12 protein-coding genes are annotated in these 13,393 nt (G+C 71.7%); 4 read left to right on the forward strand and 8 right to left on the reverse strand.

Annotation, left to right across the window (positions count from 1 at the left end):
* Positions 1 to 7 precede the first annotated feature (7 nt).
* From K7W41_RS14890 to K7W41_RS14920, 7 genes are all read right to left on the reverse strand, one after another.
* Positions 8 to 424, reverse strand: a complete 417-nt coding sequence (locus tag K7W41_RS14890) for a hypothetical protein (RefSeq protein ID WP_224610071.1) — start codon at positions 422 to 424, stop codon at positions 8 to 10.
* A 191-nt stretch (positions 425 to 615) separates the two neighbouring features.
* A complete protein-coding gene (locus K7W41_RS14895) occupies positions 616 to 897 on the reverse strand; it encodes an M-like protein (protein ID WP_224610073.1) in 282 nt (93 codons plus the stop codon).
* An 89-nt stretch (positions 898 to 986) separates the two neighbouring features.
* The gene (locus tag K7W41_RS14900; RefSeq protein WP_224610074.1) at positions 987 to 2,111 is read right to left on the reverse strand and encodes a DUF58 domain-containing protein; all 1,125 of its coding nucleotides are present in this window, start codon (positions 2,109 to 2,111) and stop codon (positions 987 to 989) included.
* 43 nt (positions 2,112 to 2,154) lie between these two features.
* The gene (locus tag K7W41_RS14905) at positions 2,155 to 3,156 is read right to left on the reverse strand and encodes an AAA family ATPase (protein ID WP_224610076.1); all 1,002 of its coding nucleotides are present in this window, start codon (positions 3,154 to 3,156) and stop codon (positions 2,155 to 2,157) included.
* Positions 3,153 to 4,544, reverse strand: a complete 1,392-nt coding sequence (locus K7W41_RS23720; protein WP_224610079.1) for a DUF4129 domain-containing protein — start codon at positions 4,542 to 4,544, stop codon at positions 3,153 to 3,155. Before K7W41_RS23720 ends, K7W41_RS14905 begins: the two co-directional genes overlap by 4 nt.
* Before the next feature lie 168 nt (positions 4,545 to 4,712).
* Positions 4,713 to 6,356 (reverse strand): RNA polymerase sigma factor RpoD, encoded by a 1,644-nt coding sequence (rpoD, locus tag K7W41_RS14915; RefSeq protein ID WP_224610081.1) that lies wholly within the window; start codon positions 6,354 to 6,356, stop codon positions 4,713 to 4,715.
* 228 nt (positions 6,357 to 6,584) lie between these two features.
* A complete protein-coding gene (locus K7W41_RS14920) occupies positions 6,585 to 7,799 on the reverse strand; it encodes a methyltransferase (protein WP_224610083.1) in 1,215 nt (404 codons plus the stop codon).
* 105 nt (positions 7,800 to 7,904) lie between these two features.
* Between K7W41_RS14920 and K7W41_RS14925 the strand changes: the two genes are divergently transcribed.
* The 4 genes from K7W41_RS14925 (at position 7,905) to K7W41_RS14940 (ending at position 12,257) form a co-directional block, all read left to right on the forward strand.
* Positions 7,905 to 9,710, forward strand: coding sequence for an HSP90 family protein (locus K7W41_RS14925; RefSeq protein ID WP_224610084.1), 1,806 nt, complete (start codon positions 7,905 to 7,907; stop codon positions 9,708 to 9,710).
* 63 nt (positions 9,711 to 9,773) lie between these two features.
* A complete protein-coding gene (locus tag K7W41_RS14930; RefSeq protein WP_224610086.1) occupies positions 9,774 to 10,847 on the forward strand; it encodes a hypothetical protein in 1,074 nt (357 codons plus the stop codon).
* 209 nt (positions 10,848 to 11,056) lie between these two features.
* A complete protein-coding gene (locus K7W41_RS14935) occupies positions 11,057 to 11,707 on the forward strand; it encodes a ribonuclease HII (protein ID WP_224610088.1) in 651 nt (216 codons plus the stop codon).
* Positions 11,708 to 11,714: 7 nt separating this feature from the next.
* Positions 11,715 to 12,257 (forward strand): MOSC domain-containing protein, encoded by a 543-nt coding sequence (locus K7W41_RS14940; protein ID WP_224610089.1) that lies wholly within the window; start codon positions 11,715 to 11,717, stop codon positions 12,255 to 12,257.
* Between the two features lie 241 nt (positions 12,258 to 12,498).
* Here the strand turns inward: K7W41_RS14940 and K7W41_RS14945 are convergent, their stop codons facing one another.
* A complete protein-coding gene (locus K7W41_RS14945; protein ID WP_224610092.1) occupies positions 12,499 to 13,317 on the reverse strand; it encodes a GNAT family N-acetyltransferase in 819 nt (272 codons plus the stop codon).
* Between the last annotated feature and the right edge of the window lie 76 nt (positions 13,318 to 13,393).

Raw genomic sequence — 13,393 nt, forward strand, 5'->3', positions numbered from 1 at the left:
TTCTCCTTCAGTTCAGGTGGCTCTCGGCCGCAGGCAGGCCACCGTAGGCCACCGCCACATCCCGCAGCAGCTGGCGGGCGAGGCTCAGCAGGGCGTCTTCGGTGTCCTGCTCCACGCGGAACACGCCGCTCTGGCCGTATTCGCCCTGAAAGGCCCCCGCCACCCAGCGCACCCGCACCAGCACCTCGCACAGCCCCAGCCGCAGCCACGCGGCATGAAAACTGCCGCTGGGCGGGGGCCGCAGGCGCACGGTGGGGTCGGTGGTGAAGTCTAGGGTGACGTTGTTCAGGGGCAAGCCCGGCCCACTGGCGGTGCGCAGGGCGTGGTACAGCGCGTTCAGGAACGCCTCGCACGCCCGCTGCTCCGACTGCCGCTGGCCCGCGCAGCGGCGGATCACCGCCTGCAGTTCGTCAAACTCGCTCATGGCACAGGGGGCTGGGCGAAGAGAGGCTCCACCCAGCCGGAAGGGCCCGTGGCTCATACGGATTCCGTCCATTTCCGTAACATCCAGAAAAGAGCTGGATGTTCCTCCAATTCCCGGAAATCCGTACCCTTTCCCTCTCCATCCGGTCGGAAAAATTCCATAACCCGTTACGGAATTTTTCGGAATCCGTATCAGTCCTCGCGGCCACTGGTGGCGTCGCCCATGTTGGTGCTGGGCGGGTCGCTGGCGTCCATGCTCTGGTGGCTGGCGATGTCCTGCTTGTCCAGCCCCTCGCGGCGGTACTGGCCGGGCGACTTGTTCTCCTGGTCCACCGCCGCCTCAATCTCGGCCTCGGCGCTGGGGCGGCCCATGAACTGCAGGTCCACATTGCTGATCTCGTTCTCGTGGCGCACGGTGCCCTCGGCCTGGGGCTGCGCGGACGGCGTGGGGGTGTGGTCCTCGTGCTTGGTCATGGCTGTACGCTACCGCTGGGCCGCGCGCCGCACCTGAACAGCTTCTTCATGCACCTTCACCGGGCAGGCCACCTGCGGGCGCCCCCGCCCTAGGGGTTCAGGTGCAGCACACTCTGGTTGCCGCGCAGCACGTACACCAGCACGCCCAGGCCAGAGAGCGCCGCCGCGCGCTGCTCCAGGGCGCGCACCGTGTCAGGGGGAGCACTCCACTGGCGCCGGGGCTGCTCGCCGGGTTCCAGGTAAAAACCCTCGGGGATGGCCACAATGCTCACGCGACTGGCGGTGGCGCGGGCGCGCAGGGCCTGCTCCACCAGTTCGGGGCCGGCACCCGCACTCAGGATGATCAAATTGCCCCCGGCGCGCACGGGCGGCAACTGGGGCGTGCCCCGGGTGGGGGCCAGGCGGGCCAGCACGCCCAGGGCGGCGCGCAGGGCCTGGGGCCCGCGCCCGCTGGGGGTCGCTTCGGGGCCGCTGGCTGCCGCCACAGGCAGGTTCAACTCCAGCGCCGCCTGCACCAGGCTGGCCCCCAGCCGCGCGGCGCTGTCGGCAAAGACCTCGCCGCCCCCGGTGGTGTCCACAAACACGGTGAGGCTGCTGGCGGCGGTGCGCTCCAGTTCGCGCACGGTCAGCGTGCCGGTGCGGGCCGACAGCCGCCAGTGCACCCGCCCCGGCGGATCGCCGGGCACGTACTCGCGCGCCCCACGCAGGCTGATGGGATCGTCCAGGCCCAGGCTGCGGCTGAGTTCCCCTTCGCTCAGCAGTGGGCGCAGCACCTCGGGCAGGCGCAGGCCGTGGGTGCCGGGAAAGACCTCCAGGGTGGTGGGTGGGGCCGGCAGCGGGGCGCTGCGCCAGAACAGCCCCAGCGGATCGGCCCACTGCAGGGTGGCCCCGGGCCACACGAACAGTCCCCGGCGGTTCAGCTGCAGCTCGGTGCGCCACTCGTGCGTGGTGTCCCCCTGGTGCAGCGCCCCCACCTCCAGCGGCTCGGCGGGCACCACCGCGCGCGGCGTGGGATCGCCGACCCGAACCCGCAGCAGGCGGCGACTGCGCACCCGCAGGGCCACGGTCAGGGGCACACTCTGGCCCTCGAACGCCGCTTCGGGCAGCGTGCGCGTGAGGGTGGCGGCGGGCGGGCGGCGCGACAGGGCCCACAGGCCCAGCGTGACCAGCCCCACCAGCCCCAGGTACAGCAGGGCGGCCAGCAGCGGGTTCATGGGGTCCCTGCAGAAGGGCCGCTGGCCTCAGCCACCGGGCCGGTCACCGGGCACCTGCCCCCACCGCCGCCGGGGCAGCGCCCGCTCCGGCAGACGCCGTTTCAGCCGGCACCGGCTCGCGGGCCAGCACCTCCTGCACGATGGCTTCGGCGGGCTGGCCCTGCAACCGGGCTTCAATCTTCAGGCTCAGGCGGTGGGCCAGCACTGCGCCGGCCACGCGCTGCACGTCATCGGGGGTCACAAAGGACCGCCCAGAGAGCCATGCCAGTGCCTGGGCCGACCCCTGCAGGGCGAGGCTGGCGCGGGGACCGCCGCCCAGCGCCACATGGGGGTGGGCGCGGGTGGCCGCACTGAGGCGGGCGATGTACGCCTGCACGGCCTCCGAGACGTACACGCCGCGCACCGCCCGCTGCGCGGCCAAGAGGTCGGCTGGGGCCACCACCGCCCCCAGCGCCGCGATGGGATGCTCGCCCTGCAGGCGCCCCAGCATCTGCACCTCTTCGTCCAGCGTGGGATAGCCCACCGAGAGCCGCAGCAGAAAACGGTCCAGCTGCGCTTCGGGCAGGCGGTAGGTGCCCTCGTGTTCCACTGGGTTCTGGGTGGCAATCACCACGAAGGGCCGGGCCAGCGGGTGGGTCACGCCGGACTCGGTGACCTGCCCCTCGCCCATGGCCTCCAGCAGCGCGGCCTGGGTTTTGGGGGTGGCGCGGTTGATCTCGTCGGCCAGCAGCAGGCCAGTAAAGATGGGACCCGGCACAAACTCGAATTCACCTGTGGCGGGCCGGTAGACACTTACGCCGGTCACGTCGCTGGGCAGCAGGTCCGGGGTGAACTGCACGCGGCGAAAGCCCAGCCCCAGGCTGAGGGCCAGGGCGCGCGCCAGCATGGTCTTGCCGGTGCCGGGGGCGTCTTCAAGCAGCACGTGGCCGCCAGCCAGAATGCCGGCCAGGGCCAGCCGGGTCACGTCTTCTTTGCCCACCAGCACCTGGGCGACATTGTGCAGAACGAGGCGGGCAAAGTCTGGGGTGGCTGCGGTCTGGGTCATGGGATGTCCTCGGGGGGGCTCAGGGTGGGGGCCAGGGTCTGGATGGTGCGGGCGGCCGCCTCGGCGGCGCTGGCGTCGTCGCCGGTCAGGTGTCCGCCGTAGCGCACGGGCTCGTAGGCGGCGGTCAGGGTCTGCAGGGGGGCGGCAAGCACCGGGTGCGCGGCGCCCAGGCGCGCGGCGTACCCAGCGGGGGTTTCGGCCGGGGCGCGGCCCAGTCCGGCGGCGGCCAGGGCGGCGCCCGCCTCGCGGTAGGCGCGGCGCACGCGGTGCAGGGCGGCGGCGCTGTCGGGGTGGGCGGCAGGGACTGTCTCCTCGGGCACTGTAGGCAGAGGGGCGCGGCCTGGCCCCTTCAGGCGCAGCAAGAGGGCGGCCAGGGCCAGAAACATAGCGGCCGTCACCCAAGGCAGCACCTGCAGCAGGGTGCCCAGCAGCGCGGCGCGGCCCCCCGGGGGCCCGGCCTCGGCGGCGCGGCGGCCCAGCCCCTCGGCCGCGGCCTGGTCCGGCAGGGCGGCGGGGCCGCCTGCCCCGCCCCAGTACAGCAGGGCGCCCGCCACCAGCCACGCCGCGCCCAGCACCAGCAGTCCGGCGGTCATCAGCCAGTCGGCCGGGTGGGGCCGGCCCTGGCGCTGCACCCGGCCCCACAGCAGCCGCGCGGCGGCCACCAGACACAGCAGCCCGGCCAGCAGCGTGAGTTCAGCGGGGAATCCCAGCTGCAAGGGCTTCAGGGGCGGGGTCTCTGGGGCGCTAAGGGTGGGCTGCTCCCCTGCTGGTCGCTTGGCCGGCACCGGCTGGGGGCGGGCGCCAGCAGCGGGGCGGGCGCTGGGGCCCGTGCCCACCGGCAGCGCGGTCCACAGCGGCGGCGCCGGGGGCAGCGCGGCCGCCAGCAGCGCGGTGACCAGCACGGCGGCGCCCACCCCCCACCACCACGCGCGGGGCTCAGGCAATTCGGGCGCGGCCGTGTGGTGGCTCTGGCGGGCCAGGGCGCCCCCCAGCAGGGCCAGCAGCGCCAGGGGGTGCGGCAGCAGCAGGCCCACCAGCAGCGGCGTCAGCAGGCCGCGCCGCTGCCCGTCTTCCAGGGCGCCCACCGCCCAGATCAGCGCGAACCCCAGCAGGCTGACCAGCACATACTGCGCGCTGAGGGCCAGCAGGGCGCCCGTGTGCCCCAGGGCGGCGGGCAGCGCCGTCAGAAAGCCCAGGCCCAGCACCAGCTGCGCAACCAGCACCCGCGCCGGTGCCCAGGCGGGCCAGCGCACGCTGAGGGCCAGCAGGGCCACCAATGCGGCCACCGTCCAGGCAGGCAGAACGCTAGCCAGGCACAGAGGCAGCAGCGCCACGCCGTAGGGCGTCAGGCGCTGGCCGGGTGAAAGAGGGACGGCGGCGCTTACCACGGCCGGTCCAGCGAGGCATTTGGCATGTCGGCGCAAGCATACGGCCTTGCGCGCCCGTCCGTGGCCAAATGTGGGCAGTCCAGGGCCAGGGCAGCCCCCACAGCCGCCCGCCCCGCTGGCCACAGGGGCGAGCGGGGCGGGCCAGAGGTCCGGACGGGGGGGCTGGGGTTAATCCAGGAAGTCGCGCAGCTTGCGGGTGCGGGATTCGTGGTACTTGAGCTTGCGCAGCGCCTTGTTTTCAATCTGGCGAATGCGCTCGCGGGTCACGCTGAAGCGCTGGCCCACCTCTTCCAGGGTATGCTCGCGGCCGTCCACCAGCCCCTTGCGGAACTTCAGGACCATCGCCTCGCGCTCGGTGAGCTTGGACAGGGCCTTTTCCAGTTCCTCGGAGAGCAGGGTCTTGGCGGCGTTCTCCACCGGGCTGTCCAGGTTCTCGTCGGGGATGAAGTCGCCGTAGAAGGAATCCTTTTCGTCACCGATGGGGGTTTCCAGGGACACCGGCTCCTGGCTGACCTTCTGCACTTCTTCCACCTTGGCGGCGTCCCAGCCGGGACCCATCGCCTCGGCGATTTCCTCGTAGGTCGCCTCGCGCGAGAGTTCCTGCTGCAGCTGCCGCGCGGTGCGGGTGAGCTTGTTGATGGTCTCGACCATGTGCACCGGAATGCGGATGGTGCGCGCCTGGTCGGCAATGGCGCGGTTGATGGCCTGACGAATCCACCACGTCGCGTAGGTCGAGAACTTGTAGCGGCGGCGGTACTCGAACTTTTCCACCGCGCGGATCAGGCCCTGGTTGCCCTCCTGAATCAGGTCCAGAAAGCCCAGACCGCGCCCGGTGTACTTCTTGGCAATCGAGACCACAAGGCGCAGGTTGGCCTCGATCAGGCCCTGGCGAGCGGCGGCGCCGTCCTCGGTCTGGCGCATCAGGCGGCGCCGGGCACGGTCGTCGAGGTCCAGGTCCTCTTCCAGCACCTTGCGCGCTTCCTCGCCTTCTTCAATGCGGCGGGCCAGCGCAATTTCCTCTTCGAGGGTCAGCAGCGGCACCCGGCCGATCTCGTGCAGGTACTGGCGCACCGGGTCGTTGGACACGGCGCGGGGCATGTCGTCGAAGTATTTCTCCTCGTCGTCATCCTGCGCGGCGGCCGCCACGGTGCCTTCTTCAGCGTCCACATCGTCGGCGTCGTCCTCGTCCTCGTCGAGGTCCTGCACCTCAATGTTCTGGCCAGCCAGGAACAGCTGCATGTCCTCGAAAGCGTCGGGGCTTTCGGGGTCCAGGCCCGCCGCTTCCAGGGCCGAGGCCAGCGCCGTGGCGATGTCCTCGCTGGAGAGCACGCCCGCCGCGCGGCCGGCTTTCAGCAGTTCCTGAATGCTGGGGTGGGCGTAGTACGGCTTCTCGGCCGGGCCGCCGCCCTTGGGGGCCGGGGCCGGCTTGGCGGCCTTGGCAGCTTTGGGGGCCGCCTTGCCGGCCTTCGCGGCGGGCTCGGGCAGGGCCGGACCTTCTTCGCCCCCTTCAGGGAGGTCGGCGGGGGCGGGGGCCGCTTTCTTGGCGGCTTTCGGCTTGTCGGCTTTGGGGGCCTTGGGCGCCGCGTCCTTGGGCTTGGGCGCGCTGGCCTTGGCGGCTTTCTTGGCGGGGGCCGGGGCAGCGCCGGCGCCCGGGGGGACCGGGGCGGCTTCGGGGGCGCTGGCTTCGGCGGGTGCGGGGGCGGCGCTGGCGGCGGGCACGCGGGCGCGGGCGCGCGCCGTGGTCTTGGGCGCCGCGCTGCCGGCCTCGGGGGCCTCAACTTTCTTGCGGGTGCGAACGGGAGAATCTGCCATGCGGCCTCCTGCAGGTGCGGGGATAGAAAACAGTTCGGTGGGAGTGCGCGGCTCCCCCCTGGGCCCGGCAAAGGGCGGCTGGGGGGGGCCAGCAGCGGAAAGCGCGTCAGTCTAGCAAACGGGCCGGGCGCGGCTGGAGAGCGGAAGCACGAAACGGACTGAGGGGGAGGCCAACAGACAGGATACGGGGCCGGGGGCGCAAAGGTTCCCGGGCCCCCGGGGGCACCCTCAGGCGGGGCGGGTCACTTTGAGCACCTTGAAGCCGCCCTCGCGCCGGGTCTGCTCCACTGGGCCCAGGCGCGCCAGCTCGGCCTCGTAGGGCAGCGGCTCGTTGGCGACCACGTAGAGGGTGCCCCCGGGCCGCAGGCGCCGCCCGGCCGCCGCCATGAATTCGCGCGCCACGTCCAGCACCACGCCGCGCCCCACATGAAAGGGCGGGTTGGTCAGGATCAGGTCGAAGGTCTGCTCGCCCAGCCCGGCGTCCACGTCCGAGTGAAGCACCTCGCCGCCTAAGCCGCTGGCCTGCAGGGTGGCCTGGGCGCTGCGCACGCTCTGCAGGTCGCCGTCCACCAGCACAGCCCGCGCGCCGCGCCGCGCAGCCCAGGCGCCGATCAGGCCCGCGCCGCAGCCCAGGTCCAGCGCGCCTTGGCCAGTCAGGTCAGGCTCGCCCAGGCTGTCCAGCAGCAGCGCCGTGGCCTTGTCCGGCCTGGCGGCGCTGAACACGCCGGGCAGGCCCACCACGGTCACGCCATACGCCTCGTAGCCTTCGGGCTCGGGGAGGGGGGGGGTGGGGCCGGGGCGGCGCACCAGCTTCGCCACGCGCATGCCGCCGTCGCGCGCCACGGTTTCGCCTGCACCGAAGGCGGCGCCCGCCAGACGCACGTAGCGGTCAAAGCCCTTGTCGCGGTCCCCGGCGAGGTACAGCGTGCCGCCCGGGGGCGTGCAGGCGTGGGCCCAGGCCACCTGCGCGGCGGCGTAGGCGTTGCCCCGGTCCCCGGCCAGCACCAGGGCCACGGTGCGGGCGCGCTCTGGCCAGTGCCCGCGCAGATCGTCGCCCGGCGCGGCGGCCTGGGCGTCCAGCCCCGCCGCGCGCAAGACTGTCAGGGCCGCCGCCGACCCTTCCACTGCCCGCAGCGTCACGCCGGTCAGGGCGCCCAGCAGCCCGCCCATCGCGGTCAGGTCCAGCACCTCGCCCCGCACCCGGTCCTTGCGCATCGTCTCCATCAGCAGGGCCTGGGCGGCGTCCACACCCGGAAAGCCGCGCACCCCGGGCTTGGTCAGCACCTGCAGCCGGTCCAGCCGGGGGCCCAACACGGCGGGCCGCACCTCGGGATACGGCGCTGCCTCGGCTGGCGCGGGCCGCGCCCCCGCCGGGCGTTCCGCCGCCGATCTGTTCAGTCGAATCTTCTGCCCACTCTTGCCGGTCTTGCCCTTGCCAGTCACGCCCCCAGAGTGGCACATGGGCGCGGGGGTGCGCCGTTTGACCTTGCCCGGGGTGCGCCAAAACCGGTATGCCAGCCCCCGGGGCCCGTCTTTAGAATGCCCGGCATGGAACACGCCTTCAAAGTGGATCTGCGGGGCATCATTGACCTGCTGTCAAACCACCTGTATTCGGACCCTAGCGTGTTCGTGCGCGAACTGCTGCAAAACGGGGTGGACGCGATCACCGCGCGGCGGGTCCGCCACGGCGACTTCGAGCCGCTGATCGAGGCCCGGCTGCTGCGCGGGGACGGCGAGCTGCCCCGGCTGGAATTCCGTGACAACGGGGTGGGGCTGTCGGAGAGCGAGGTCCACGAGTTCCTCGCCACCATCGGGCGCTCGTCCAAGCGCATCGACGAGGCGCGCGACACCTTTCTGGGGCAGTTCGGCATCGGCCTGCTGTCGTGCTTCATGGTGAGCGGCGAGATTGAACTGGTGACGAAAAGCGCCTCGGGTGGCCCCGCCGTGCGCTGGCTGGCCCAGGCCGACGGCACGTACACGCTGGAGGTGCTGCCAGGCGACCACGCCACCGACATTGGCACCACCGTTCGCCTGCGGGCGCGCGAGGACACCGACTTCTACTTCGAGTACGACGAACTGCGCGGGGCGCTGGAGAATTACGGGCGCATCCTGCCCTACCCCATTCACGTCACGGACGGCGAGCAGTACGCCCATGTGAACGCCGTGATGCCGCCGTGGCTGGCCTACGCGGCGGGCGACACGAGCAAGCGCGACGAGGTGCTGGCCTATGCCCGCGAGGAACTGGGGGTGCAGGCGCTGGACGCCGTGCCGCTGCGCAGCGAAGCGGGCGGGCTGCTGGGCGTGGCCCTGGTGCTGCCCCACGCCACCCAGCGCTCTTCGCGGCAGTGGCACTCGGTGTACCTCAAGCGGATGCTGCTGGGCCACAACCTCCAGAACCTGCTGCCCGAGTGGGCCTTTTTCGTGCGCTGCCTGCTGAACGTGGATGGGCTGCACCCCACCGCCTCGCGCGAATCGTTCTATGAAGACGACGCCCTGAAGGCCGCCCGCGAGGCCCTGAACGCCGGTCTGCGCGGCTACATCGAGGAACTGGCCCAGCAGGACCCCAAGCGGCTGGACGCCCTGATCTCGCTGCACCACCTGCCGCTCAAGGCCCTCGCCACCGAAGACGACGACTTTTTCCGGCTGCTGGCCCCCGAGTTCAGTCTGGAGACCTCCACCGGGCGCATGAAGCTGGGCGAGTACGCGCGGCGCGCCCCCACCCTGCGGATGGTCACGGACCTCGACCAGTTCCGCCAGATCGCGCAGGTGGCGAGCGCCTACGGGCACAGCGTCGTGAACGCGGTGTACACCTACGACGTGCCGCTGCTGCGGCAGTACGCCCGCCTGTTCGGGCGCGAACTGGAAGAGGTGGACGCCCAGACCTACGCCCTGTCTTTGGAAGACGTGGCGGCGGGCGGCCTGGAGGGCGTGCTGGCGCGGGCCAACGCGGCCCTCGAAGGCCTGGGCTGCGAGGTCAGCGTGAAGCGCTTTGAGCCCGCCGAGCTGCCCGCCCTGCTGATCGTGACGAGCGAGCGCCGCCTGCTGGACGACATTGAAGCCGCACAGGAAGTTTCGGACGAGGTGTTCTCTGAGTTTCTGGCCGATTACGCCGCCGAGTACGAGGAGGTGCGCGTCTCGCGCCTGCACCTCAACCTGGGCCACAGCCTTGTTCAGGAGCTGCTGCATGTGGACGACGACGCCGTCTTTGCCCGCCTGGTGCAGATGCTGTACGTCCAGGCGCACCTGCTGGGCCACCACCCCCTGCGCGCCGAGGAACTCGCGCTGCTGACGGGCGGCCTGTCGGACATGATGCGCTGGGGCCTGCGGGCGACGCGGCTGGACACCCTGAACTGAGGCGGATGGCAGAAGGCTGAAGGCGGATAGCCCAAACCGCCTTCTGCCCCGCAGAGGAACACCATGAACACTGTAGACGAACTGATGGCACTGGCCGGAGCGCAGGATTCAGAAGAAGGCGCGCTGGGCTTTCTGACGCAGGCCGCGCGGCTGGCGGACAGCCAGCGGGACCGCGAGGCGGGGTTTCGCGCCCGCACGGCCCTGGTGCGCGCCGCGACCTTCAGCGGCTTTCCAGACCGGGCGCTGATTCATTTCGCGTGGCTGCTGGGCACCTTTGACCGCCACCCCGCCGAGTTCGGCCACCACGGCTACCAGATGATGTGGATGTACAAGTGGATTCTGAACGGCAGCCTGGACAACCCGGAATTTTCCCTGTCGCAGCTGGCCAAACTGCAGGCCGACTTCGAGCGGCGCGCGCAGGCCTTCGGTTCGGGCGCGCACTACGCCGCCTATCACCGCCTGAACGTGGCGACCCATGTGGGCGACCGCGCTGGGGCGCAGCGGGCCTTTCTGGCGTGGCGGGCCCTGCCCCGCGACCCCCTGAGCGACTGCCCCGCCTGCGAGCAGAACAAGCTGATGGACTACTACACCGAACGCGGCAACCCCGCCGCCGCCGTGAAGCTGGGCCGCGAGATCATTGAGCAGGGCATGAGCTGCCACGACGTGCCCACCGTGACGCACGCCAACCTCCTGCAGCCCCTGTTGCGGCTCGGCCAGGATGACGACGCCAGGGCCGCCCACGACGAGGGCCTGCGGCTGGCCCGCCTGGACCGCAACTTCATTCAGACCATCGCCCAGCACATCGCCTACCTCGTGGCGGTGGGGGAACTGGACAGCGCCCTGACCGTCTGGGCCGAACACCTTGACCTGGCGCTGGGCATCCGCTCGCCGCTGGACCTGCTGGATTTTCTGGGGGCGAGCGCGGCCCTGTGGCGGGCGCTCGAACGCCGTGGCCCCCAGACCCTGCTTCTGCCGCGCACCTTCGCCCTCTTCCGCGAGGACCGGACCTATCAACCCGAGGGGCTGGCCCGCCATTTCACCCGTGAGGCAGAGGTCCTGGCCGCCCGCTTTGACGCCAGAAACGGCACCGACCGCTTTGCACGGCGGCTGGACGAGCAGCTGGGGCTGGTGGGGTAAGGGCTGGGGGCGGCATACACCGCTCCGCGGGTTTCTTCAGGGACAGGCCACCTACGCCACCGCACCAAGTCCGCTGGGGGCGAGCGCACGGGCCCCTCCAGCGATTCGAGACAGGCCACGCCCCTTCTGCTTCCTCCCTCTGAGATCAGACACAAACCGCCGCACGACGCCCCGCCCCCAGACCTTCCCTTCCCCGCTACCCTACGCCCATGCCCGTTTCCGTTACCCCCGACTGGTCCTTCGAGCGTGAGCACTGGCGGCGCGGCTATTTCCGGGTGGCCGGGGTGGACGAGGCCGGGCGCGGCGCCTGGGCGGGCCCGGTGACCGTGGCGGCCGTCATTCTGCCCGGCCTGGCCACCGAGTATCCCTTCCGCGACAGCAAGCAGCTGTCGGCGGCGCAGCGCGAGGCCCTGGCGGGGCAGGTGCGCGAGGTGGCCCTCAGCTACGCCGTGGAGCACGCGTGGCCGGCCGAGATTGACGAGCTGAATATTCTGGGGGCCACCCACGCCGCCGCCCTGCGCGCCCTGGCGCGCCTGGACCCACCCCCGCAGGCCCTGGTCACCGACTACCTGAAGCTGCGGGCCGGGCTGCCCATCAGCGCCCCGCCGCGCGCCGACGCCCTGAGCTATTCGGTGGCGGCGGCCAGCCTGCTGGCCAAGACCGAGCGTGACCGCCTGATGGGCGAACTGGACAGCCAGTACCCCGGCTACGGCTTTGCTGGGCACAAGGGCTACGGCGCCCCAGCCCACCGCGCAGCCCTGCAGGCGCTGGGGGTCAGCCCGGTGCACCGCCGCTCGTTTGCTCCCATTCGCGCCCTGCTGGGCAACCCCGAACCCCTGCTGCGCTCAGGCGGGGCATGATGACCCCATGACTGGCACAGTGATCAGGGTGGCCCGCGACGACGAACACCGCTTCAGCAAGGCCCCGCAGCCTGCCATTACGCTGCTGGCCGGCCTGGGCGTGCAGGGCGACGCCCACGCGGGCGTGACCGTTAAACACCGCTCGCGCGTGCGGGCCGACCCCACGCAGCCCAACCTGCGCCAAGTACACCTGATCCACGCCGAATTGTTTGATGACCTGGCCGCCCGGGGCTTCCACGTGCAGCCCGCCGACCTGGGCGAGAACGTGACGACCCGGGGCCTGAACCTGCTGGCCCTGCCGCGCGGCACCCGGCTGGCCCTGGGCACGGACGCAGTGGTGGAACTGACCGGCCTGCGCAACCCCTGCGCGCAGATCGACGCCTTTCAGCCGGGGCTGTTAAAAGAACTGGTGGGTCAGGATGAGGCCGGGCAACCCGTCTTTCGCGCGGGGGTGATGGCCGTGGTGTGCCAGGGCGGCGAGGTGTGCCCCGGCGACCCGGTGGAGGTAACCCTGCCTCCCGAACCACACGAGCGGCTGGTGCGGGTGTAGGGGGAAGGCGCGGGGCCATGAGCCATGGGCTATGGGCCATGAGCCAAGGGCGCTGGACCATACAGCCGGGGGCAGAGCAGGGATGTCCTACGCACGCCCGACATCGTCGGTGCAGCTGGCACGCCCAAAACACAGCATCCAGGCGCCAGCCCACGCTGCACCATCGCCCCAGTCTTCCCCACTGCCCACTCCCCACTGCCTTTCCCTCATGGCCCATGGCCCAGAGCCCATGGCCTTTCCCTCATGCCCCAGCGCCAGCCCCGGGTCGCCGCTCAATGGCCAGTTGCCCTTCTGCCGGGCGAAAGCCCACGCGCTCGTAGAGGGCCTGGGCGTGGTACTCGGGGTCGGCCACAATCACCAGGGTCCGGGTGCCCAGCGCCCCGCGCGCCCACTCGCCCGCCACATGCACCAGGGTGCCGGCCAGGCCCCGCGAGCGGGCCTCGGGGTGCGTCTCGACGCTCTGGTAGCGGGCCACGCCCTCACCGGCATCGAAAATGCCCAGACCGCTGAGCATGTTCCCCTTCTCATCAAAGGCCCCGAACATGGCGCCCTGGCCGGCCGCCTGCACCGCCCGGTAAGCGGCCAGCTTGCGCGCGGCGAAGGCGCGGTAGCTTTCGGGCTCGTGGGGGTGGGCCTCGGCGGCGTTCACGGCGAGGCGCAGGGCCAGGGCGGCGGCCCAATCAGCGTCGCCTTGCAGGGGCCGCAGCACGGCGTCGCGGTTCAGCCGCGAGGGGGGCACCGTCTGGTCGGTGGTCAGCACCGTGTCGCGCCGCACGTCGTACCCGGCGGCCCGGAATTCGTCGGCCGCGCCCTCATCGTGGCCGGGGGTGTCAATGCCGAAGCTGCGGTGCGCGGCCTGGGGGTGCGCGGCCACGAACTGCGCGTCCCAGCGCGCCGCGTCGCCAGGCCGCGGGGGGGCCGGCATCAGCAAGAAGTTGCCCCACCAGAAGGTGGGATTCTGGGGTGAACGCACCACCACGGCGCCGGGACCGTTTTCAATCAGGCTGCCTTCCTGACGGCGCAGCGCAAGGTCGGTGAAATAGGCCAGAGAGCGGGACATACCCCGCAGCCTACGGGCGGCGCGGCGCGGGACGCATCCGCCGCATGGCCTGGGGCACGCAGGGCGAGCAGTCCGC

The sequence above is a fragment of the Deinococcus multiflagellatus genome (genome assembly GCF_020166415.1).
Lineage (GTDB): Bacteria > Deinococcota > Deinococci > Deinococcales > Deinococcaceae > Deinococcus > Deinococcus multiflagellatus.

What these genes read in the sequence shown, in the direction of transcription:
- K7W41_RS14890 (WP_224610071.1), bottom strand. Translation starts at nt 424, where the DNA reads ATGAGCGAGTTTGACGAACTGCAGGCGGTGATCCGCCGCTGCGCGGGC.
- K7W41_RS14895 (WP_224610073.1), bottom strand. Translation starts at nt 897, where the DNA reads ATGACCAAGCACGAGGACCACACCCCCACGCCGTCCGCGCAGCCCCAG.
- K7W41_RS14900 (WP_224610074.1), bottom strand. Translation starts at nt 2,111, where the DNA reads ATGAACCCGCTGCTGGCCGCCCTGCTGTACCTGGGGCTGGTGGGGCTG.
- K7W41_RS14905 (WP_224610076.1), bottom strand. Translation starts at nt 3,156, where the DNA reads ATGACCCAGACCGCAGCCACCCCAGACTTTGCCCGCCTCGTTCTGCAC.
- rpoD (WP_224610081.1), bottom strand. Translation starts at nt 6,356, where the DNA reads ATGGCAGATTCTCCCGTTCGCACCCGCAAGAAAGTTGAGGCCCCCGAG.
- K7W41_RS14925 (WP_224610084.1), top strand. Translation starts at nt 7,905, where the DNA reads ATGGAACACGCCTTCAAAGTGGATCTGCGGGGCATCATTGACCTGCTG.
- K7W41_RS14930 (WP_224610086.1), top strand. Translation starts at nt 9,774, where the DNA reads ATGAACACTGTAGACGAACTGATGGCACTGGCCGGAGCGCAGGATTCA.
- K7W41_RS14935 (WP_224610088.1), top strand. Translation starts at nt 11,057, where the DNA reads ATGCCCGTTTCCGTTACCCCCGACTGGTCCTTCGAGCGTGAGCACTGG.
- K7W41_RS14940 (WP_224610089.1), top strand. Translation starts at nt 11,715, where the DNA reads ATGACTGGCACAGTGATCAGGGTGGCCCGCGACGACGAACACCGCTTC.
- K7W41_RS14945 (WP_224610092.1), bottom strand. Translation starts at nt 13,317, where the DNA reads ATGTCCCGCTCTCTGGCCTATTTCACCGACCTTGCGCTGCGCCGTCAG.